21 protein-coding genes are annotated in these 19,846 nt (G+C 53.2%); 9 read left to right on the plus strand and 12 right to left on the minus strand.

Annotation, left to right across the window (positions count from 1 at the left end):
* Position 1 precedes the first annotated feature (1 nt).
* Positions 2 to 1,369, plus strand: coding sequence for an L-serine ammonia-lyase (locus tag L2097_RS23050; RefSeq protein ID WP_047372228.1), 1,368 nt, complete (start codon positions 2 to 4; stop codon positions 1,367 to 1,369).
* 82 nt (positions 1,370 to 1,451) lie between these two features.
* On the opposite strand, the gene L2097_RS23055 is transcribed toward L2097_RS23050, so the two are convergent.
* Positions 1,452 to 1,892: a helix-turn-helix domain-containing protein gene (locus tag L2097_RS23055; protein WP_047372227.1), complete on the minus strand. Its 441-nt coding sequence runs from the start codon at positions 1,890 to 1,892 to the stop codon at positions 1,452 to 1,454.
* Between the two features lie 298 nt (positions 1,893 to 2,190).
* On the opposite strand from L2097_RS23055, the gene L2097_RS23060 reads away from it, so the two are divergent.
* From L2097_RS23060 to L2097_RS23075, 4 genes are all read left to right on the plus strand, one after another.
* Positions 2,191 to 2,637 (plus strand): hypothetical protein, encoded by a 447-nt coding sequence (locus L2097_RS23060; protein WP_250353749.1) that lies wholly within the window; start codon positions 2,191 to 2,193, stop codon positions 2,635 to 2,637.
* Between the two features lie 159 nt (positions 2,638 to 2,796).
* Complete coding sequence (locus tag L2097_RS23065; RefSeq protein WP_047372225.1) at positions 2,797 to 4,428, plus strand: Na/Pi cotransporter family protein; 1,632 nt, start codon at positions 2,797 to 2,799, stop codon at positions 4,426 to 4,428.
* 99 nt (positions 4,429 to 4,527) lie between these two features.
* Entirely contained in the window at positions 4,528 to 4,821 is a 294-nt protein-coding gene (locus L2097_RS23070) for a type II toxin-antitoxin system CcdA family antitoxin (RefSeq protein ID WP_250353750.1), read from the plus strand.
* Positions 4,821 to 5,138 (plus strand): CcdB family protein, encoded by a 318-nt coding sequence (locus L2097_RS23075; RefSeq protein ID WP_250353751.1) that lies wholly within the window; start codon positions 4,821 to 4,823, stop codon positions 5,136 to 5,138. The genes L2097_RS23070 and L2097_RS23075 overlap by 1 nt, the downstream gene beginning before the upstream one ends.
* Positions 5,139 to 5,167: 29 nt before the next feature.
* On the opposite strand, the gene L2097_RS23080 is transcribed toward L2097_RS23075, so the two are convergent.
* From L2097_RS23080 to L2097_RS23115, 8 genes are all read right to left on the minus strand, one after another.
* The gene (locus L2097_RS23080) at positions 5,168 to 5,980 is read right to left on the minus strand and encodes a shikimate 5-dehydrogenase (RefSeq protein WP_250353752.1); all 813 of its coding nucleotides are present in this window, start codon (positions 5,978 to 5,980) and stop codon (positions 5,168 to 5,170) included.
* On the minus strand, positions 5,973 to 7,202 hold the full coding sequence (gene sorE / locus L2097_RS23085) for an L-sorbose 1-phosphate reductase (RefSeq protein ID WP_250353753.1): 1,230 nt from the start codon (positions 7,200 to 7,202) through the stop codon (positions 5,973 to 5,975). Before sorE ends, L2097_RS23080 begins: the two co-directional genes overlap by 8 nt.
* A 181-nt stretch (positions 7,203 to 7,383) precedes the next feature.
* Complete coding sequence (locus L2097_RS23090) at positions 7,384 to 8,208, minus strand: PTS system mannose/fructose/sorbose family transporter subunit IID (protein ID WP_085005905.1); 825 nt, start codon at positions 8,206 to 8,208, stop codon at positions 7,384 to 7,386.
* A gap of 11 nt (positions 8,209 to 8,219) precedes the next feature.
* On the minus strand, positions 8,220 to 9,020 hold the full coding sequence (locus L2097_RS23095; RefSeq protein ID WP_085005904.1) for a PTS mannose/fructose/sorbose transporter subunit IIC: 801 nt from the start codon (positions 9,018 to 9,020) through the stop codon (positions 8,220 to 8,222).
* Positions 9,021 to 9,081: 61 nt separating this feature from the next.
* Positions 9,082 to 9,576 carry a PTS sugar transporter subunit IIB gene (locus L2097_RS23100; protein WP_047372218.1) on the minus strand — a complete coding sequence of 165 codons (495 nt, stop codon included), beginning with the start codon at positions 9,574 to 9,576 and terminating at the stop codon, positions 9,082 to 9,084.
* Positions 9,576 to 9,983: a mannose/fructose/sorbose PTS transporter subunit IIA gene (locus tag L2097_RS23105; protein ID WP_047372217.1), complete on the minus strand. Its 408-nt coding sequence runs from the start codon at positions 9,981 to 9,983 to the stop codon at positions 9,576 to 9,578. Before L2097_RS23105 ends, L2097_RS23100 begins: the two co-directional genes overlap by 1 nt.
* A gap of 9 nt (positions 9,984 to 9,992) precedes the next feature.
* Positions 9,993 to 10,799, minus strand: coding sequence for an SDR family oxidoreductase (locus L2097_RS23110; RefSeq protein WP_047372216.1), 807 nt, complete (start codon positions 10,797 to 10,799; stop codon positions 9,993 to 9,995).
* A gap of 67 nt (positions 10,800 to 10,866) precedes the next feature.
* On the minus strand, positions 10,867 to 11,814 hold the full coding sequence (locus tag L2097_RS23115) for a sugar-binding transcriptional regulator (protein WP_250353754.1): 948 nt from the start codon (positions 11,812 to 11,814) through the stop codon (positions 10,867 to 10,869).
* Positions 11,815 to 12,161: 347 nt separating this feature from the next.
* Here L2097_RS23115 and rluF point away from each other — a divergent pair, with 347 nt between their 5' ends.
* Entirely contained in the window at positions 12,162 to 13,040 is an 879-nt protein-coding gene (gene rluF / locus L2097_RS23120; protein WP_250353755.1) for a 23S rRNA pseudouridine(2604) synthase RluF, read from the plus strand.
* Here rluF and L2097_RS23125 read toward each other — a convergent pair.
* From L2097_RS23125 to rtcR, 3 genes are all read right to left on the minus strand, one after another.
* Positions 13,037 to 13,309, minus strand: coding sequence for a YjbD family protein (locus tag L2097_RS23125; protein WP_250353756.1), 273 nt, complete (start codon positions 13,307 to 13,309; stop codon positions 13,037 to 13,039). The two genes, rluF and L2097_RS23125, sit on opposite strands and share 4 nt — an antisense overlap.
* Positions 13,310 to 13,449: 140 nt before the next feature.
* Complete coding sequence (gene panS / locus L2097_RS23130; protein WP_047372212.1) at positions 13,450 to 14,391, minus strand: ketopantoate/pantoate/pantothenate transporter PanS; 942 nt, start codon at positions 14,389 to 14,391, stop codon at positions 13,450 to 13,452.
* A 122-nt stretch (positions 14,392 to 14,513) separates the two neighbouring features.
* Positions 14,514 to 16,094: an RNA repair transcriptional activator RtcR gene (rtcR, locus tag L2097_RS23135; protein ID WP_250353757.1), complete on the minus strand. Its 1,581-nt coding sequence runs from the start codon at positions 16,092 to 16,094 to the stop codon at positions 14,514 to 14,516.
* 458 nt (positions 16,095 to 16,552) lie between these two features.
* Between rtcR and L2097_RS23140 the strand changes: the two genes are divergently transcribed.
* The 3 genes from L2097_RS23140 to L2097_RS23150 are packed head-to-tail and all read left to right on the plus strand — an operon-like array spanning position 16,553 to position 19,704.
* Positions 16,553 to 17,677, plus strand: coding sequence for a slipin family protein (locus L2097_RS23140; protein WP_250353758.1), 1,125 nt, complete (start codon positions 16,553 to 16,555; stop codon positions 17,675 to 17,677).
* Positions 17,678 to 17,681: 4 nt separating this feature from the next.
* Positions 17,682 to 18,908 carry an RtcB family protein gene (locus L2097_RS23145; RefSeq protein ID WP_250353759.1) on the plus strand — a complete coding sequence of 409 codons (1,227 nt, stop codon included), beginning with the start codon at positions 17,682 to 17,684 and terminating at the stop codon, positions 18,906 to 18,908.
* A 4-nt stretch (positions 18,909 to 18,912) separates the two neighbouring features.
* Entirely contained in the window at positions 18,913 to 19,704 is a 792-nt protein-coding gene (locus L2097_RS23150) for a nucleotidyltransferase domain-containing protein (RefSeq protein WP_047372208.1), read from the plus strand.
* The last annotated feature ends 142 nt before the right edge of the window (positions 19,705 to 19,846 follow it).

Raw genomic sequence — 19,846 nt, forward strand, 5'->3', positions numbered from 1 at the left:
CATGATTAGCGTTTTCGATATTTTCAAAATCAGCATCGGGCCGTCCAGCTCACACACTGTTGGGCCGATGAAAGCAGGAAAACATTTTGTTGATACCCTGCAGGAAAAAGGCCTGCTGCATAAAGTGACTCGTCTGGTGGTGGATGTGTACGGTTCCCTGTCATTAACAGGTAAAGGCCACCACACCGATATCGCGATTATTCTTGGGCTGTCCGGGTATTTGCCGGATACCGTCGACATTGACGCCATTCCCGGCATTATTCGCGACGTAAACACCATGCATCGTCTGTTTATTGAAGAAGGTCAGCGGGAAATTGAGTTCCCGGTGGCGGAATGCATGCGTTTTCACAATGAGTTTCTGCCGCTGCATGAAAACGGCATGAGCATAACGGCGTTTTGCGATGGCAAAATCGTCCACTTCCAGACCTATTATTCTATCGGTGGCGGTTTTATCGTCACGGAAGAAAACTTTGGCAAGAGCCAGGACGCGGATGTCGATCTTCCGTTCCCGTTCTATTCTGCCCGCAACCTGCTGGCGCATTGCCACGACAACTGCCTGTCGATTTCTGCGGTGATGATGAAAAATGAGATCGCCCGCCACGGCAGGGAGAACGTTGAGCAAAATATGGCGAAAATCTGGGAGACCATGAGAAATGCCATTAACCGTGGTATGAACACGGAAGGCATTTTGCCCGGGCCGTTGAAAGTACCGCGTCGTGCCTCTGCGCTGCATCGTGTGCTGGCGCCGCAAAGCCAGTCTATTACGCCGTTAAGCGCAATGGACTGGGTCAATATGTTCGCCATGGCGGTCGGCGAAGAGAACGCGGCAGGTGGACGCGTGGTCACAGCCCCGACCAATGGCGCCTGCGGTATCATCCCGGCAGTACTGGCCTATTACGATCGCTTTATCAAGGCGGTGACGCCGGAAATCTATATGCGCTACTACCTGACGGCGGGCGCGATTGGCATTCTGTATAAAATGAATGCTTCTATTTCCGGGGCGGAAGTCGGTTGTCAGGGGGAAGTGGGCGTGGCCTGTTCGATGGCCTCCGCCGGCCTGGCCGAGCTTCTGGGCGGTAGTCCGGAGAAAGTGTGCATCGCGGCGGAAATCGGCATGGAACATAACCTTGGGCTGACCTGCGATCCGGTCGCCGGTCAGGTTCAGGTTCCGTGCATTGAGCGTAACGCGATTGCGGCAGTGAAGGCGATTAACTCGGCGAGCATGGCGATGTACCGCACCAGCGATCCGAAGGTCTCACTGGATAAAGTCATCGAAACGATGTTTGAGACAGGTAAAGACATGAACGCCAAATACCGTGAAACCGCACGAGGCGGTCTGGCGATTAAAGTCGCGGTATGTGAATCCTGAGTTCCCTCAAAAAACCGCCTGCTTGCAGGCGGTTTTTCTTTCTCCGGCGGTGCAAACTTACCGGGACATCTCCCAAAACGAATTACCCTTTTTTCTCTGTGTCAGGCGGCAGGAAAGACCAGACCACACTGTGAGAAGCCGATGAGGTATACCATTCGTTGATGGTGGCGTTAGTGTCGCTGGTCTGCGTTGCGGCGGTGAATTTTTCTTTTGGCTGGTGCGCTTTTTTCCGGATACGGATGCGGGAAGGGGTTGCGGCATTGATTTGCGCGTTAAAGGTGCGAATGTGCGAATCGAATAAAACCGACTCCAGTTGATGCAGACGATCCAGACCGCGCAAAATACCGATAAGCGTACTCAGGGTCACAGATTCGCCTAATTCAACGCGTTTGATGGTTGCAGCGCCGACTTGTGCGCGCTCGGCCAGTTCAATCTGCGATAGCCCGAGCTGCATACGCGTTTCTTTAATTCTGCGGCACAATTCAGAAATAATTTCACTGTCGGACATAGTACTGAAACGCATCTTTATTCCCCTACTGCGTAATAACTCATGGCAGATTATTTAGCATATTAATTTATAAATAAAGCGGATAATTTCTCTTTTGCGAGAGTAACAACATTGTTTTTTCGTTAACAAAGTTTCTACAGAAGAAACGATAATTAAAGACAATCCGCTGAATATGAAAGTCGTGCCAGTCGGCCATTTTATTATTCATTCTGGTATTGATAATGCAGTTTACTCTGTTTTGTTTATCTCTTTATTACATCTTTGCCTTTATACTGATAAAAAGCGCTATGCATAACAGGGAAGCAGTAATGATATGAGTTATAAAGATAAAATATTTACGTTCTGGGGAACGATGGATCTTCTGGCCATCGGAAGCTATCTTTTCTATTCCCTAAAAATGGGTCACGTACCGATCTGGTCCGATATCCAGCTTTTCTACACCCAACTGACGTTAATGGAAGTCAGAGGGGCTGACCGTATTTTTCTGCAATCCCTCTTTTTTATCCATTCAGGGTTGTTGTTATCACTGTGTTTTTCGGCATATGCCTTTCTCATCAAAAAGAAAATACGTTTCCTGCTCATTGGGTTGCAGGAAATGATGCGTATTTTATCGCTCACCTGCTCGGTCGCCCTTTTTCCGCTGCTCCTGCAGGTCATGCGAATTGATGATGCGTTCGTTGCCCTTATTTTGTTCGTCATTTCCGAAACGCTTAAGATCGGTTCGTTGCTGTGGCTGAGAAAACGGGCATTGTTAACGTAATGTTGAATCCACATGTCTCTTTATGGCGCGTAAGTCTTTATACTTAGATTTAATAATCCTTGCTCTGAACTGACAGAGCCTTTTCTCCCCGACTCGCAGGATAAAACCGGGAAAGGGGAAAACGAAAGGAATCGACAACGATAAGGAGAACCTGAACACGTGTTAATTTTGCTTCACTTACTCTCTTCTGTTGCCCTCCTGGTATGGGGCACGCATATCGTACGTACCGGTGTCATGCGTGTTTTTGGCGCGCGGCTGCGCACGGTACTCAGTCGCAGTATTGAAAAGAAGTCCCTCGCTTTTAGCGCCGGGATTGGCGTGACCGCACTGGTACAAAGCAGCAATGCCACCACCATGCTGGTAACGTCGTTCGTTGCCCAGGACCTGGTAGCGCTCGCGCCTGCGCTGGTGATCGTGCTGGGCGCTGACGTGGGGACTGCGCTGATGGCGCGTGTTCTCACCTTCGACCTGTCGTGGTTATCTCCCTTGCTGATATTCATCGGCGTGATTTTTTTCCTGGGGCGCAAACAAACGCGCGAAGGCCAGTTGGGGCGTGTCAGCATCGGCCTTGGCCTGATTTTGCTGGCGCTTGAGCTGATTGTTCAGGCGGTGACCCCGATTACTCAGGCCGATGGCGTTCAGGTGATCTTCGCCTCGCTGACGGGCGACATCATGCTGGATGCCCTGATTGGCGCGGTGTTCGCTATCATCAGCTATTCAAGTCTGGCGGCAGTGTTACTGACCGCCACGCTGACCACGGCGGGGATCATCTCCTTCCCGGTGGCGCTCTGTCTGGTAATTGGCGCCAACCTCGGCTCCGGCCTGCTGGCGATGCTCAACAACAGTGCCGCCAACGCCGCAGCACGCCGCGTGGCGCTGGGCAGTTTGCTGTTTAAGCTGGTGGGGAGCCTGATTATTCTGCCGTTTGTGCACGTACTGGCCGATGTGATGGGCAAACTGCCGCTGCCCAAAGCCGAGCTGGTCATCTACTTCCACGTCTTCTACAACCTGATTCGCTGCCTGGCAATGGTGCCTTTTGTGGGCGTGATGGCGACCTTCTGTGAACGGTTAATCCGCGATGAACCGGAGCTGGATGCGCGCCTGAAACCGAAGCATCTCGACAGTTCAGCGCTGGATACGCCAACGCTTGCGCTGGCCAATGCGGCCCGGGAAACACTACGGATGGGCGACGCGATGGAGCTGATGCTGGAAGGGTTACATAAAGTGATGCACGGTGCGCCCAGGGAGGAAAAAGACCTGCGCAAGCTCGCCGATGACATTAATGTGCTGTATACCGCCATCAAGCTCTATCTGGCACGTATGCCAAAAGAAGAGCTGGCGGAAGAGGAGTCAAAACGCTGGGCTGAGATTATCGAGATGTCTCTTAACCTGGAACAGGCCTCTGACATTGTAGAGCGTATGGGCAGTGAAATCGCCGATAAATCACTGGCGGTGCGGCGGGCCTTTTCCGTTGAAGGATTGAAAGAGCTCGATACGTTACATGAACAGTTACTCAGCAATTTGAAACTGGCAATGTCGGTCTTTTTCTCTGCCGATGTCACCAGCGCGCGCCGTCTGCGTCGCAGTAAGCATCGTTTCCGTATTCTCAACCGTCGCTACTCCCATGCCCATGTTGACCGGCTGCATCAGCAGAACGTACAAAGTATTGAAACCAGCTCGCTGCACCTGGGGCTGTTGGGCGATATGAAACGCCTTAACTCGCTGTTCTGCTCGGTGGCTTACAGCGTGCTGGAGCAGCCGGATGAAGATGATGAAAGGGATGAGTATTAAAGTGGAAAACGCCTCGCACAATGGATATGTGGCGCGTGACGCTGTCCTGGAAAATACTCTACGTTAGGCACTCGATAACCACGGATGGAGAAATAGAAAATGCTCGTTCACTACGCTAATCTTAGACAATTCATGCGCATTACTATGGGGGTTCTCATGCGCAGTGCATCGAACGTAAAAAAATCGGTGAATGTTTCGCTGTCGCCCGACATTCTTAGCCAGGCGCGCGAGCTCAACCTCAATCTGTCAGCAGTGTTAACCGAGGCGCTGCTTGAAAAATTTCGTGAAAATAAACGTGATGAATGGCTGCGTGAGAACCAGAAATCCATTGATGCCATTAATCAGTGGGTAGATGAAAATGGTTCATTTAGCGATTTTCAACGGTCATTCTAATGGAGCAGTTTCACGCTTTTGAAAACAATGGCAGTGGGAAAAACGTCTACCCTTTTTTGATTAATCTCCAGCATCCCGTTGCTAATGTGCTTAAGCACGTTCTTGTTGCACCCGTGGTTGAACTTACTCACCTTGCCGGTATGTCGCCGCCAGCGAAAATATGCCCCGTCGTGGAAATCAATGACAAACCTTATGTCGTCATAATGTACATGATGGCTGGCATATCAGTAAAAGAGCTGGGTGAACGTGTTGCAGATTTGACGAGTGCGAGAGCAGTATTGCGTGATGCTATTGATTTCCTGATTAATGGATATTGAGCACCTTCCCTGGTGCTCTTCGAATGCCATCAACCCGCTCTGGCAAAGGCCGATGCTTCGGCGATAAGCGCCGCATCCGGGCGCACGCCGGTGTACATCGCGAACTGTTCGACGGCCTGCAGCGCAATCACTTCTGCGCCGCTGATTGTCTTTTTGCCACGCTGCTGCGCCAGACGAATCACCGGGGTTTCTGGCGGCAGGGCGACCACGTCAAAGACCACGCTGGCGTGGTTCACCATCGCTTCGCTAAATGACAGGGCCTCGCTCTCTTTGCCGCCTGCCATGCCGACCGGCGTGACATTCACCAGGATATCGGTACGGATCCCCTCCGGGTGCGGCTGCCACTGAAAGCCGTATTGACGGGCCAGCGCCGTGCCACTCTCGTGGTTACGGGCGGCAATGATTACGTCACGGAATCCCGCGTCGCGAAAGGCCGCGATCACCGCTTTACCCATCCCGCCGCTGCCGCGAATCATCACCCGTGCCTGGGTATCAAGCTGGTGGCTGGTAATCAGGCTTTTTACCGCAATGTAGTCGGTGTTGTAACCCGTTAATCGTCCTTCTTCATTGACGATGGTATTCACTGAATCAATCACTTTCGCCGAGGGATCGATCGCATCAAGAAACGGCATGCAGCTCTCTTTGAAAGGCATTGAGACCGCACAGCCGCGAATCCCCAGTGCGCGCACGCCTTTCACCGCCGCCTCAATATCCTGGGTAGTAAACGCTTTATAGATAAAATTTAGCCCTAATTTTTCATACAGATAATTATGAAAATGGGTGCCGAAGTTGCCGGGACGACCGGCAAGTGACATACACAGCAGCGTGTCGTGGTTAATCATGAGCAATCTCCTGAGCGTGAGCCAGCAGGTACTGCTCGGCCTCCCCGGACCAGATGCCTTTATGGCGCTTAAGGATGGCGGCAAGCTCAGGATCGTCCATTTTGCTCAGCGCGGTCAGCGGCAGGTATTTCCCGGTATAGACCAGCTTTTTGCCCCCGCCGACGGCAGGCAGTTCCAGCGTGGTTTCACCTGCGGCATTCAGCCCAAGAATATGTGTGACCACTTTGGCAGCCTGCACTTTCTTCTCTTCGATCAGTTTTACCGCCGCACGCATGTCGTCGGTGTTACCGCCAGAGGTGCCCACATAATGGGTAAAGGCGTAATGCACATCATAGAAATTCACCGGCGCGCTGAACTGTTTATCCTGCGGACCAGCAAAGAAATTCATGCAGCCATCAGGGGCAAGTAATGACGAGGCGAGGGTGACCAGTTGTTCATTCGGCACGAAGACAAAAATATCGTCGAAGCCGTGACCACCGCTCAGGGTCATTAACGTATCAAATGAGGCATCCTTCGCGTGCAGATAGTGAATCAGCGTTTGCGGCTCAGAAGGGTAATGCGTGCGGGCATAGCTGAGTTTGTCGTTATTGGTATCGGTGACAACCAGCAGCGACGGGTTAACCGGGCCGTGCAGCGCGTAGTCTATAGCCAGCAGCCCCATCGGCCCGGTGCCGCCGAGGATCAGTGTGCGACCCTGCGGGCGGATGCCCATCTTGTGATTGTAGGTCCCTTCCTGCAAATGATAGTTGGCATTGAACGCGCCAATTACACAGGAGAGCGGTTCGACCAGGGAACCTTCAAAATAGGTTTCGCCCTCATAAGCCAGCAAACAATCTTGTGCCATCACGTCGTTGGGAATCACCACGTGCGTCGCTTCGCCGCCGACCCACGGGAAAGAATAACCGGGGCAATCCGGGCGATCCGGCAGTTGCAGGTTTGCCTGAATCACATAGCGCTGTCCAGGCTGGAACTTATGCTGCCATTTTTTCCCGACGGCCAGAATGTCGCCGCAAAATTCATGGCCGATGATAATGGGGTTTGTCGCTACATCATCCGGCACTTTTTTGTGGTTTTCGCCCTGATTAGCCTCTTTCCAGGAGGAAAGGCACAGGCTGTCGGTGACGACCGTCGCCAGGATTTCATCGTCCTGCATCTCAGGGAGTTCAAAGCTTTCCAGGCGCAAATCGCGTTTGCCGTACAGGCGTAGAGCTGTTGTTTTCATCACTAAACCACCTCATCCCCTTTATCTTTCGAACGTCAGCGGTGTTGGCTTCTTTCGCGTCCCCTGGTCACGTAGTGGATCTACGCGCCCGGGGATGCACTCAGTTGCCGCCTTGCGGACACCCGAAATCTTGCGGGGCCAATTTGTTAAGGGAACCCGGCATTCACGCCGGGGCGAAAAATCAGGACAGGAAGCCCAGCGCGTTGCCGACAATCCCCAGCCCAAACAGGGCGAAGATCAGCCATACCGGGTTAATTTTCTTGTTGAGCAGGCGGACCATCAGCAGCGTCAGCCCCAGCGCCAGCAGGCCTGGGCACAGCTGATCGAGGATGTTTTGCACCGTCATGGTGACCGTGGTACCGTCGGCGCCAGGGGTTTGTGAGACCACCAGTGGCACGTGGATACTCGTCCATTTGGTGACCAGCACGCCCATCACAAAGAGACCGAGAATTGATGCTCCTTCGGTCAGTTTCTGCAGCAGGTTGCCGCCCATGTCGCTAACGATGTTGACCCCTTTTCGGAAGCCAAGCTGCAGGCCATACCACTTCATGGCAAGACGTACCGCGTTGAAAATAAAGAAGAATAGTAGGGGCCCAAGCAGGTTGCCTGACAAGGCTAATGAGGCACCCAGCGCGGCGGTAATTGGACGTAATGTCCCCCAGACCAGCGGATCGCCAACGCCCGCCAGCGGCCCCATTAGACCGACTTTGATGCCGTTGATGGCGCCATCGTCAATTTCCGCGCCGTTGGCTCGCGCCTCTTCCATCGCCGCCGTCACGCCCAGCACCGGGCCGCACACGGCTGGGGTGGTGTTGAAGAACACCAGGTGGCGTTTGAGTGCCGCGACCTGATCCTCTTTCAGTGGATAGAGGCGCTTGATGGCAGGGATCATGTCGTAGCAAAAACCCAGGCCATGAATACGTTCGAAATTGAATGACGCCTGCTGCAGGTTCGAGCGGACAAACATGCTGAACAGGTCGGAACGGGTAAGTTTTTTCGCTTCCATAATGTGCACCGTTAGTCGTCAAGCTGGTCAAGGGCGGTAGAAGGAGAGGTTGCGGCAGACTGAGGTTCCGCCTTGCGCCACTGTGGATTGAGCTGGATATAAACCAGCGCGATGATCACGCCGACGCCACCAAAGGCCAGCAAGCTAAAGTCGAGGTAACCACCGGCAAGGAACCCGAGGAAGAAGAAGGGCATCAGGTATTTCACGCCCATCATGCGCAGCACCATGGCGTAGCCCACCACCACGATAAAGCCGCCGGCAATCTGCAAACCACGTGTGACGAATTCCGGGATGGCGCTCAGCATGTTGCTGACCATGTCGGCGCTGACAAACAGCGACACGACGAGCGCCGGAATGGCAACACGCAGTGCCTGAACGCCGAGTGCTGAGACATGTAGCAAGTCGATGGTGCGAAAACGGGCCTCTTCCGCTGCTTTATCCGCCGCGTGCTGGAACACGACGGTGATGGTACGAGCGAAGACCGTCAGGACCTGGCCTGCCGCCGCGACGGGCAGGGCGATAGCGATCCCGGTAGCAATGCTCTGGTGACCGACAATGACCAGAATGGCAGAGATAATGCTGGCGAGCGCCGAGTCGGGTGATTGTGCCGCCCCCACGTTCATCCAGCCGAGTGCGATCAGCTCCAGCGTACCGCCGAGCATAATCCCGGTTTTTAAATCACCGAGAATAAGGCCGATAACCGTACAGGCAATTAACGGACGGTGGGTCTGGAATTCATCCAGCACGCTGCCCATTCCGGCAATACAGGAAAATATAAAGATGGCTATGATTTGTAGGGTACTGATTTCCATAATTAGACCTTTAAGGTGTGTTTGTTCCTACCTGTTACGGCATAAACACAGGCGCTTTTATTTATTCTGTTACGGAGATATCTTTTATTTTATCGAGGATATTCACCGATGGATCGGAGGCCACGACGCGTAAATCTAATTTCACGCCGAGTTTATCCAATTCGCGAAAGGCAGAAATATCCTCTTCATCCAGTGATACGGCCTTCGTTAATTGCGTTTTGCCGGGGCGCCAGGCCATGCCGCCAATATTTAAGGTGGCAATTTTCACCCCTTGTTTCACCATCGCTAATGCATCCTGCGGTCGGGTAAATAAGTAAAAAACAGTTTCATCCTGATATTGTGGGTTATGAAATACCGCGATGGCCTTTTCAATATTCACCACATTCACTTTCATCCCCGGCGGTGCTGCCTGGCGTAATAGCGTGCGACGGACTTCGTCGTTATATACCTCGTCATTGCAGATAATAATGCGTTGCGCATTCGCGACTTTTGACCAGACGGTGGTCACCTGACCGTGGATAAGGCGGTCATCAATACGAGCCAGCGTAATATTCATCAGAAATCCTCTTCGGCGGTTTCCCGTTTTTGCCAGACCACGCATGTCTGACGGGCGATTGTCGTCAGGTGCGCACAGAGTTCATCGACGTTCATGCTTGCCTGGTTGTCGACCAGTTCAAGCGCCAGGGGCAGAGAGAGGCCGCTTATCACGCGCAGCTGCGGATTGTGCATCGCCAGCGTGGCGGCGGCATTCCACGGGCTGCCGCACTGTAAATCGACGGCAATCAACCACTCATTATGTATGTATGCATTCACTAACTTTTGTAGTTTCCCGGCGATGTCGCTGGCGTTTTCTCCGGGGACAAATTCCACGGCAGCCACGTTCACATCGCCGTAAACCATCTGTACCGATTCCAGCATCGCGCAGGCCAGTCTGCCGTGGGCGCAAAAGATTGTATTGACCATTTCGCCTCCTTAACCGCGCGTTTTACCGCCCGCAATGTTAGTGGTTACTCCGGTAATGTAGCTGGCACGCTCAGACAGGAGATAACAAACAAAATCAGCAACTTCGGATAAGCGACCCGAGCGTCCAATCGGAATCGCGTTCTTTGTATAGCCGTCACGCAGCTGTTCCACAGTGATATTGCGCGTCCAGGCCAGCGCTTCTTCGTACTCCGGCGTGCGTAGCCCGGTTTTTTCCAGAATACCCGGTGCGATACCCACCACGCGGATGCCATGCTTGCCCAACTCTTTCGACCAGGAGCGGGTAAAACTGTTGAGTGCGGCCTTGGTGGCGGCGTAGCAGCTTTGGCCTTCTGAACCTTCCAGTCCGCTTTCTGATGAGACATTCACAATGACGCCGTCATGCTGTTTAACCATCTGGCGTGCCACCGCCTGGGACATTAAGAACACCCCTTTCTGGTTGATATTGACCATTTTTTCAAAGGCGGCTTCGTTTAATTCATATTTTCCAGCCGGGGCTTTTTCATCCACGAGCAGGCGAGGGAAATTGACGCCAGCATTATTGACCAGGCCGTCAATACGACCGAAGCGCTGAATAATTTCGCTAACCGTATTCGTGACATCTCCGGTACTGGAAATATCCGTTGGCCAGAAATGATAATGGCTATTTCCTTCGTGTTTCCCTTCGCCGCCATGAATATCTGCCATCTGGACATTGGCGCCCTGGGCTAATAACTCCTCGACAATCGCCAGGCCAATACCTGATGCACCGCCGGTGACGAGAATAATTTTATCCTGCAGATTTAACCACGTTTGCATACCATACTCCTGATTTTGGAAAAGGGGATCCCCGCGCAAAATAATGCGCTGTCTCGGGGCTAGAAATTTACTTCAACAATAATTCAGCAGTTTCGCGATTGGTCACCAGACAATTAATATATTTACCGTGCAATGCGCCGAGGATACCGCTGTATTTCGCCTCGCCCATCGCCACGCCTATGGAATAACGTGCCTGTTTTAAACGTTGCATCTCAATAGAGAGCGTTTTCGGGCTCATATTGGTTTCAACGGACGCGCCGTTAATATCGAAAAAGCGTGAACAGATATCACCGGCTACATGGCGGGCATTCAGATCATCACTCTCTTCGCTGCCATAAAACGCATGCCAGTTCGCACCGTCACGGATAGCAGGAGAACCGATACCAACCAGCGCGACATCCAAATTGTCCCAGTACGCCGAAATAGTTTTAAAGTGCTGAGACTGCATAATACCGTTACGGATCAGTTCGTTATCCAGCAGTGCCGGGAAATCCGCCAGATGAGATTCCCCTTTAAGCCGGGCCGCCGCGCTGTAGGTCAGCGTGTTCACGTGATAGCGACTTTCGAGTTTGCCAGAAGGCCCGCCGATAATCGGTACGCAAATCAACTGTCTGGACTGGCTTGCGGGAGATAATCCTTCAACCAGCGCCCGAACCGCGCGACCCCATGAAAATCCGATGATATCGCCCGGTTCCAACAGGCGCTCAAGCAATTGCGCACCGTGCTGACCTATCACATTGAGTTGTTCCTCTTCCTGCTCGGCATCACTTGCGGCGACGACCACCTCTTTAAGGTCAAATTTCTGTTTTAACTGCTGCTCCAGCCACAAATTCTCGTTGTAGTCGTAATTGATGGCGATGGTGACGATCCCTTGTTCGCGCCCGCGTTTAAGCAACCGACTGATGGTCGTGCGGTAAATTCCCAGTTCACGGGCGATTTGCGCCTGTGTCATATCCTGCTCATAGTAAAGCTGGGCAATTTTTACGATCAGGCGGATATCATCACTGTTTTCCATTGCTCTCTTCCGACCTTTGCACATTTGTGCAAACCACGATTTATGTTCCTTGATTTGATATAACCGCATGCAGGGGCATATTCAAAGGAATTTTGTTCTCTTTCACTGCGTTGGCGTGAGGGAATATCTTGCACAAATGATTATGCGCACAGCGAGTGTCAGCACGTTTGTGCAATGGAGTCTAAGTGGTTGATTCTACTTTTGTTCGCCACACAAAATTGCATGTGCGATAAGCCATCACTTTTGTGTAGAAAGACGCTGTGGATCACATTTAGCGCCGGGATGCGAGAAAGCGCAGATTTTCGTAACCTTCTGATAAGATATATTTCGCTTTTACAGGAGAATTTATGCTGCCAGACTCATCAACCCGATTAAACAAATACATCAGCGAAAGCGGAATTTGCTCGCGCCGCGAAGCCGATCGCTATATCGAACAAGGCAATGTTTTCATTAACGGTAAACGTGCCACCATTGGCGATCAGGTTAAGCCTGGCGACGTCGTAAAGGTAAACGGTCAGTTGATTGAGCCGCGCGAGGCCGAGGATCTGGTCTTTATCGCGCTGAATAAACCCGTGGGCGTTGTCAGTACCACGGAAGACAGCGAAAAAGACAACATTGTCGATTTTGTTAACCACAGCAAACGCGTTTTCCCGATTGGTCGTCTCGATAAAGACTCCCAGGGGCTGATCTTCCTCACCAACCACGGGGATCTGGTGAACAAGATTTTGCGTGCCGGCAATGATCACGAAAAAGAGTATCTGGTGACGGTGGATAAACCCGTCACGGACGAATTTGTGCGTGGTATGGGCGCAGGCGTGCCGATTCTGGGAACGGTCACGAAGAAGTGCAAAGTCAAAAAAGAGGCGCCGTTTGTCTTTCGTATCACCCTGATTCAGGGGCTGAACCGACAGATTCGCCGCATGTGTGAACATTTTGGCTATGAAGTCACGAAGCTTGAGCGTACCCGGATTATGAATGTCGGGCTGGCTGGCCTGCCGCTCGGGGAATGGCGCGATCTGACCGATGACGAATTGATCACGCTGTTTAAGCTTATCGAGAATTCCTCGTCCGAGGCGAAGCCAAAGACAAAAAGTAAACCGAAAACGGCGACGACCGCCGCGAAGAAGCCCGTCGCCAGTGGGGCGAAAAATATGGCAAAAACCCCGGCGGAAATGGCGTCGCGGAAACGCTTTACCCAGCCGGGGCGCAAGAAGAAAGGGCGTTAACGCCTGCCGCGTGTCGACGTATTGGCCGCCCAGGAAAAGGTGGCCGCTTCATCCGGTTTGTAAGCCTGCTTTTTCTTTATCTGGCGGGCTTTTTTTGCCTCCGCTTCACGCTCAACCATTAATTTATCGATGTACTCTTTTTTCACGCTGTTGGTTTCGGCGTTGGTCAGAACCCGTCCGTGCGCAATACGCGCGCGGTCGAGCAAGGTTTTCAGTTCACGCTGCTCGCGCTCGGTCATCTCTTTTTGGGTAATGCGGGGGAGTGCCATGTCGGTGCCCTCAGTAAGCCGATGGTTTCAGTGTACGGTACAGGCGTGTTGTCTCACAATAAATAAACCGTACTGACTCGTAGCCCCGGTAAGCGTTAGCGCCACCGGGGGAACGTCAAAGCTAAACCTGATACGGCCTGTCAGTTTTCTTTTACTGTTTCGCGTGGTTTGTCTGCAATAGGCTTACCGGACCAGTAACCCGCCAGCAGCGAGCCGGACAGATTATGCCAGACCGAGAACAGCGCGCCTGGCAGGGCAGCCAGCGGCGAGAAGTAGAGTTTACCGAGTGCGGCAGCAAGGCCGGAGTTCTGCATCCCCACTTCGATAGCCAGTGTGCGGCAGGTGGATTCGTCGAAACCGAACAGACGCCCACCCCAGTAACCACCCAGCAGACCGATACTGTTGTGCAACATCACTGCGACAATCACCACCAGCCCCACCGACGCAATGTGTGAAGCGGAACCCGCCACCACGGCGCTGATGATCGCCAGGATACAGACCATCGAAAACGCGGGCAGATACGGCTCCACCACCTTCACTACGCGCGGGAACAGGTGGTGAATAATCAAACCCAGTCCAATCGGAATCACCACAATCTGCAATATGCTCAGCAGCATACCCATCACATCCACCTGAATGTGGGCATCAACATAGAGGCGCGTCAGCAGCGGTGTGGCGACTACGCCAACCAACGTTGAGACAGACGAAATGGTCACTGAGAGCGCCACGTCGCCTTTCGCCAGGTAGATCATGACGTTGGAAGCCGTACCACTGGCCACGCTACCGACCAGCACCATCCCGGCAGAAAGATCCGGCGGCATTTTGAAAATCATCGCCAGTAGCCAGGCGGCAAGCGGCATCACCAGGTAGTGCAGGAAAATGCCTGCGGCAACCGGGGCCGGGCGGGAAAGTACACGTTTAAAATCGTCAATTTTCAGGTGCACGCCCATGCCGAACATAATCAACATGAGTAGGGTGGTGACCCACGGGCCAATGGGCGTGAAGGTAGAGGGCGTGTAATAAGCAAGTACAGAGAGCAGCAGCGCCCATAACGGGAACAGCCGGGTGAGTACAGCGAGCATAGTGTTTTCCTTTAACGCGTGGTGTTGTGTTTTGTTATAAAAAAGGCCGGGGTCGAGCCCGGCCGTCAGTACTGTTTATCGCGTGAGAAAATTTTATTCAAACAAATTAAGATGAAGAGGATTCATGTAGCAGGGCGGATGTTTTCCCAGCTCAGCCCGAAGCGCGCGAGGTATTTGCGCAGACGGTCAGCATCATTCGGATTAGCCTTTTTTAAGCGCGAAACGGCAAACAATTCGCGCCCGGCGTCGGAAAGCGAGCGGTGACGTCGACAAACCTCCAGTACCGTTTCCAGTTGGCGTTGCTCAAACAGATCGATTTCCTCTGCTAAAGGGGGGAGTGAAGATGGTGTCTGCCAGGCGTGCTGCAAACGGGCAATTTCTTCTTCGGCATTAGCCAGAGTGATACGTCCCTGTTCGGCCAGCGTCGCCATACGGGCAATCGAGGAACTCAGTTCACGAAAGTTACCGCGCCACTGTGCCTGTCCGGAACAGGCAAATGCCAGATAACGTTCACGCGCGTCTTTGTCGAAACGGATCTGAGTCTGGGTTTCGGCGCTAAAGCGCTGGAGTTCGAATTCAATATTCGGCGCAATATCTTCCCGTCTTTCAGCAAGTCCCGGCAGGGCAAACGTCCACATATTGATACGCGCATAGAGATCCTCACGGAATTTCCCTTCCTCCACCCACTGGCGCATGTCGCGGTGTGTACCGGCAATAAGCTGAAAATCACTGTGGACCTCTTTATCCGAGCCAAATGGGAAGAACGTTTTTTCTTCAATGGCTTTCAGCAGCATCGCTTGCTCATCCAGGCCCAGCTCCGCAATTTCATCCAGAAAAAGCACCCCGCCATCGGCTTCGCGCAGCAGCCCCATTCGTGGCGTTAGCGCCCCGGTAAATGCCCCTTTCACATGGCCAAACAATGTCGACATGGCGTTATCGCCTCGCAACGTGGCGCAGTTTACCGCCACCAGTTTGCCCGCCACACGATGGCGCGACTGGCGAAGCTGGAAAATACGTTTTGCCAGGAAGGATTTGCCCGCCCCGGTGGGCCCGGTCAACAGAATCGGTGCCGTGGAGCGCAAGGCTACCCGTTCAATTTGATCGATAAGCTTATTAAACGTTGTGTTGCGTGTATCGATACCGGCTTTGAGCAGCGAAACCGACTGTTGCTGTTCGCGTTGAAAGCGGCTGGTTAAGGTTGCATAGCGGCTTAAATCGAGATCGATAACCGAGCAAACGCCGGCGGCAATATCTTCCTCCGAAGCCCCTTTCGGCGCCGGGCTGGTTTGCAGCAGGCTGGCGGGCAGATAGCGAGCCTCTGTCAGCAAAAACCAGCAGATCTGCGCCACGTGCGTGCCGGTGGTGATATGCACCAGATACTCTTCGTTTTCTGTATCGAAATCATAGTGGCTGGCGAAATCGAGGAACGCGGCATACACCTCTTCAAAATCCCACGGATCGCGAATATTTACCGGATGAGGGCGTACGGTGGTTTGCGGTGAAAGTAGTGCGATATCTTCCGCCAGCTGTTGGGCCATGCCTTCATCGCGCGGCTGATGGAGCAACTCCAGCCGATCAACCGGAAAGTCCGGCTGCTGGCATAACCCAACGGTTGGCCGCCATTTACGAAAGCGATTTGCCCGCTTGCCGCGTTTATCCAACACTGTTCCCAGTACGCCTATCACCACTCTGCGCTTTTGCATTTTTATCCTTAAAGATAAATAACGATAAATAAATATAAAGAAATTACCGGGATACCAGCAAGTGAACAAAGAGATGAAAATTTAATTTGTTAAATATCAGTAAATTAAAATTTAATCTTCCACTTCTTCCAACCTGGCACGCTTCTGGCAATACCTGATATGTCACGACGTTGAGCACGCAGGGGATTTTGCCCCGCCAGCGCACCCGGAACGGTAAGACGTTATCCGCGGGGCGTTCTGTCAGCCGAGAGACACCATGAGGGTTCGATTCCCAACTCACCTTTCCGGTGAACACTGGTTGTGTTCGTAAACGCGCCGTCGGGTGGTTAGCGATGGCAATGAACCGGTGCCGATAAGGGCTCCGGGTCGCAGGCAAAACAGGCTGGCAGTGGTGGTCTGTTTCCCTCCGGCTCCGATCCTGCATTCGCGCCGGTACGTGAAAATTTAAGGAAGATCAAATGAATAAAAAAATCACTCTCCGCCAGGGACAAGTGGGCCTGCTGGTAAAAGCAGGCGATTACACAAAAATTCTTGAGGCAGGAGAGCACCGCCTTTCCTGGTTTAATAAGCAAGAGGTCATGGTCGTTGAGCTCAATGGCAGCGATGTGTCGGCAGAACTGGCGAATTATCTGCGCCGTTTCAGACCTGAGTGGGTCGAGGCGTACTGCCTGAGCGTCGATACCACCGGGCATGAGGTGGCTGCGCTCTACCGTGACGGCATCCTGGTGGAAATTATCCCGCCAGCATCACGCCGCCTGTTCTGGCAGGACGGTAGCCTGAGCGTGGTGTTGATCGATACCCGGGATGTGCGTGTACCTGAGAGCATCATGAATGCCGTATTGCAGCTACGTAGCGGCGCAGCCGTTAAAGGCCGGGATGCCATACTGGCGGTTAATGTCGCGGCATGGCACGTCGGTGTAGTAAAAATCGATGGTGTAACACAACCTTTGTTGCCACCGGGATTGAGCGCTTACTGGAAAGTGAACCATCTGGTTGATGCAGACGTTGTCGATACGCGTTTGCAATTGATGGAAGTGTCCGGCCAGGAAATCCTGACCAAAGACAAAGTGAACCTGCGCATCAACCTGGGGGCGAACTGGCAATACAGCGATGTGTTACAGGCATTTAGCCAGTTAACCAAACCGCTGGATCACCTGTATCGCGAACTGCAGTTTGCCCTGCGTGAAGCGGTGGGAACCCGGACGCTGGACGAACTGCTTGAAGACAAGCAAATCATCGATGAGGTAGTCAGTGCTCAGGTAAAAACACGCATGGCTCCCTTTGGCATGGATGTCGCGTCGCTGGGTGTGCGGGACATCGTGTTGCCGGGCGATATGAAAACCATTCTGGCGAAGCTGGTGGAAGCGGAAAAATCGGCGCAGGCGAACGTGATTCGTCGGCGTGAAGAGACAGCGGCAACCCGCTCATTGCTTAATACCGCGAAAGTCATGGAAAACAACCCGGTAGCGCTGCGCCTAAAAGAGCTGGAAACGCTGGAAAAAGTGGCTGAACGTATCGATAAAATCTCGGTATTCGGTGGCCTCGATAACGTCCTGAATGGACTGGTGAGCATTAAAGGATAATCAAATGCAGCATAACGAATTTCAACTGCTGATGGCGCAGGACAGTGCGCCGATAAAAATGTGGACTCACGGGGTGCCGGTAGAGCCAGAGGCGCGTGAACAGTTGCAGAATACCGCGAAGATGCCGTTTATTTTTCAGCATCTGGCGGTAATGCCCGATGTACATCTCGGTAAAGGTTCCACCATCGGCAGTGTGATCCCGACCAAAGGGGCCATTATCCCGGCGGCGGTTGGCGTGGATATTGGTTGTGGGATGATCGCCGTGCGCACCTCGCTGGTGGCAAGCGATTTACCGGATAACCTGAGCGGGCTTCGCAGCGCAATCGAACAGGCGGTGCCGCATGGGCGCACCAGTACACGTTCCGGCCGGGATAAAGGGGCGTGGGAGACGCCCCCGCAGGAAGTGGATAACCACTGGACAATGCTGGCGGCACGGTTTAAGCGCTTGACGGATAACTATCCGCAGCTATTGAAAACCAATAATTATCAGCACCTGGGAACGCTGGGTACGGGCAACCATTTTATTGAGGTCTGCCTGGATGAACAGCAACGTGTATGGGTGATGTTACATAGCGGTTCGCGCGGTGTGGGTAATGCCATTGGTACGCTGTTTATCACGCTGGCCCAACAGGACATGCAGCAGCATATTGCCAACCTGCCGGATAAAAACCTGGCCTATTTCAGGGAGGGGAGTAAGCACTATGACGACTATATGGAAGCCGTGTCGTGGGCCCAGGACTTTGCCCGTCATAACCGGGAAGTGATGATGTCGCGCGTGCTGGCGGCGCTGTCGCGTATCGTGACAAAACCGTTCATGACCCAGCAGGAGGCGGTGAATTGCCACCATAACTACGTGCAAAAAGAGACCCATTTTGGCGAAGAGGTGCTGGTGACGCGTAAAGGCGCGGTCTCGGCGCAGAAGGGCCAGATGGGGATTATTCCCGGTTCGATGGGGGCGAAAAGCTTTATCGTACGTGGATTGGGAAATGAAGAGAGCTTCTGTTCTTGTAGCCACGGCGCAGGGCGCACGATGAGTCGTACGGCAGCGAAAAAGCGCTTTACGGTTGATGACCAGATTCGGGCGACCGCTCACGTTGAGTGTCGTAAAGACAGCGACGTTATTGATGAAATTCCGATGGCCTATAAAGATATCGACGCGGTGATGGCGGCGCAGGCGTCGCTGGTTGAAATTGTTCACACCTTACGTCAGGTGGTCTGTGTAAAAGGATAAAAAAATGACGGAGAACGGCGTGGATGCCGCGATGCGTGAACGCGTGCGGCAGCAATTAAAAGAAGTAGAGCAGCGTTACGGCGTCAGAGTGCTGTATGCCTGCGAATCCGGCAGCCGTGGCTGGGGTTTTGCCTCGCCGGACAGCGACTATGATGTGCGTTTTTTATATGTGCATCCGCCGCAGTGGTATCTGCGTGTAGAGGCGCCGCGTGATGTGATTGAACTGCCCATCGATGATGAGCTGGACGTGAGCGGCTGGGAGTGGCGTAAAGCGTTAGGTTTGCTAAAAAGCGCAAACCCAACGCTGATCGAGTGGCTGGATTCGCCAGTGGTCTATCAGCAAGACGATGCCACCGTCGGTGCGCTTAAGGCGGAGATGCCGAAATGGTTTTCTGCCGTGCGGGCGCGCTGGCATTACTACTCCATGGCCCGCAGAAACTTCCATCAGTATTTGCAGGGCGATAAGGTGCGATTAAAGAAATACTTTTATGTGCTGCGCCCGTTACTGGCGGTGCGTTGGGTGGAAGCGGGAAAAGGCGTACCGCCGATGCGCTTTGCCGAACTGTTGGCCGGAAGCGAACTGGATGCGCAATTGCGTCTGGAAATCGATGATTTACTGGCACGTAAGCAGCGTGCAGGGGAAGCGCAATACGGCGCGCGTCTGCCACGCTTACACGCGTTTATCGCGGACGAGATCGAAAGGGGAACCCTTCCCCCCACGTTACCGGAAAGCCGGGAAGGCGACGTCAGAACGTTGGACGCGTTGCTGTACCGGACGGTCATGGGGCAGATGTAGGTTGGGCAAGCAAGGCTTCCCGGATGCGGCGTAAACGCCTTATCCGGGCTACGGCTGGTTGCTAAATTACGGTTACCCCGGATGGCGGCGTAAACGCTTTGTCCGGGCTACAGCCCGTAGCCCCGGTAAGCGCAGCGTCACC

The sequence above is a fragment of the Citrobacter sp. MNAZ 1397 genome (assembly GCF_023613995.1).
In the GTDB taxonomy this organism is placed as follows: domain Bacteria; phylum Pseudomonadota; class Gammaproteobacteria; order Enterobacterales; family Enterobacteriaceae; genus Phytobacter; species Phytobacter ursingii.

What these genes read in the sequence shown, in the direction of transcription:
- L2097_RS23100 (WP_047372218.1), bottom strand. Translation starts at nt 9,576, where the DNA reads ATGAATATTACGCTGGCTCGTATTGATGACCGCCTTATCCACGGTCAG.
- L2097_RS23140 (WP_250353758.1), top strand. Translation starts at nt 16,553, where the DNA reads ATGAATAAAAAAATCACTCTCCGCCAGGGACAAGTGGGCCTGCTGGTA.
- L2097_RS23115 (WP_250353754.1), bottom strand. Translation starts at nt 11,814, where the DNA reads ATGGAAAACAGTGATGATATCCGCCTGATCGTAAAAATTGCCCAGCTT.
- L2097_RS23105 (WP_047372217.1), bottom strand. Translation starts at nt 9,983, where the DNA reads ATGGTCAATACAATCTTTTGCGCCCACGGCAGACTGGCCTGCGCGATG.
- sorE (WP_250353753.1), bottom strand. Translation starts at nt 7,202, where the DNA reads ATGAAAACAACAGCTCTACGCCTGTACGGCAAACGCGATTTGCGCCTG.
- L2097_RS23090 (WP_085005905.1), bottom strand. Translation starts at nt 8,208, where the DNA reads ATGGAAGCGAAAAAACTTACCCGTTCCGACCTGTTCAGCATGTTTGTC.
- L2097_RS23095 (WP_085005904.1), bottom strand. Translation starts at nt 9,020, where the DNA reads ATGGAAATCAGTACCCTACAAATCATAGCCATCTTTATATTTTCCTGT.
- L2097_RS23055 (WP_047372227.1), bottom strand. Translation starts at nt 1,892, where the DNA reads ATGCGTTTCAGTACTATGTCCGACAGTGAAATTATTTCTGAATTGTGC.
- L2097_RS23125 (WP_250353756.1), bottom strand. Translation starts at nt 13,309, where the DNA reads ATGGCACTCCCCCGCATTACCCAAAAAGAGATGACCGAGCGCGAGCAG.
- rluF (WP_250353755.1), top strand. Translation starts at nt 12,162, where the DNA reads ATGCTGCCAGACTCATCAACCCGATTAAACAAATACATCAGCGAAAGC.
- L2097_RS23145 (WP_250353759.1), top strand. Translation starts at nt 17,682, where the DNA reads ATGCAGCATAACGAATTTCAACTGCTGATGGCGCAGGACAGTGCGCCG.
- panS (WP_047372212.1), bottom strand. Translation starts at nt 14,391, where the DNA reads ATGCTCGCTGTACTCACCCGGCTGTTCCCGTTATGGGCGCTGCTGCTC.
- L2097_RS23150 (WP_047372208.1), top strand. Translation starts at nt 18,913, where the DNA reads ATGACGGAGAACGGCGTGGATGCCGCGATGCGTGAACGCGTGCGGCAG.
- L2097_RS23070 (WP_250353750.1), top strand. Translation starts at nt 4,528, where the DNA reads ATGCTCGTTCACTACGCTAATCTTAGACAATTCATGCGCATTACTATG.
- L2097_RS23060 (WP_250353749.1), top strand. Translation starts at nt 2,191, where the DNA reads ATGAGTTATAAAGATAAAATATTTACGTTCTGGGGAACGATGGATCTT.
- L2097_RS23050 (WP_047372228.1), top strand. Translation starts at nt 2, where the DNA reads ATGATTAGCGTTTTCGATATTTTCAAAATCAGCATCGGGCCGTCCAGC.
- L2097_RS23075 (WP_250353751.1), top strand. Translation starts at nt 4,821, where the DNA reads ATGGAGCAGTTTCACGCTTTTGAAAACAATGGCAGTGGGAAAAACGTC.
- rtcR (WP_250353757.1), bottom strand. Translation starts at nt 16,094, where the DNA reads ATGCAAAAGCGCAGAGTGGTGATAGGCGTACTGGGAACAGTGTTGGAT.
- L2097_RS23080 (WP_250353752.1), bottom strand. Translation starts at nt 5,980, where the DNA reads ATGATTAACCACGACACGCTGCTGTGTATGTCACTTGCCGGTCGTCCC.
- L2097_RS23110 (WP_047372216.1), bottom strand. Translation starts at nt 10,799, where the DNA reads ATGCAAACGTGGTTAAATCTGCAGGATAAAATTATTCTCGTCACCGGC.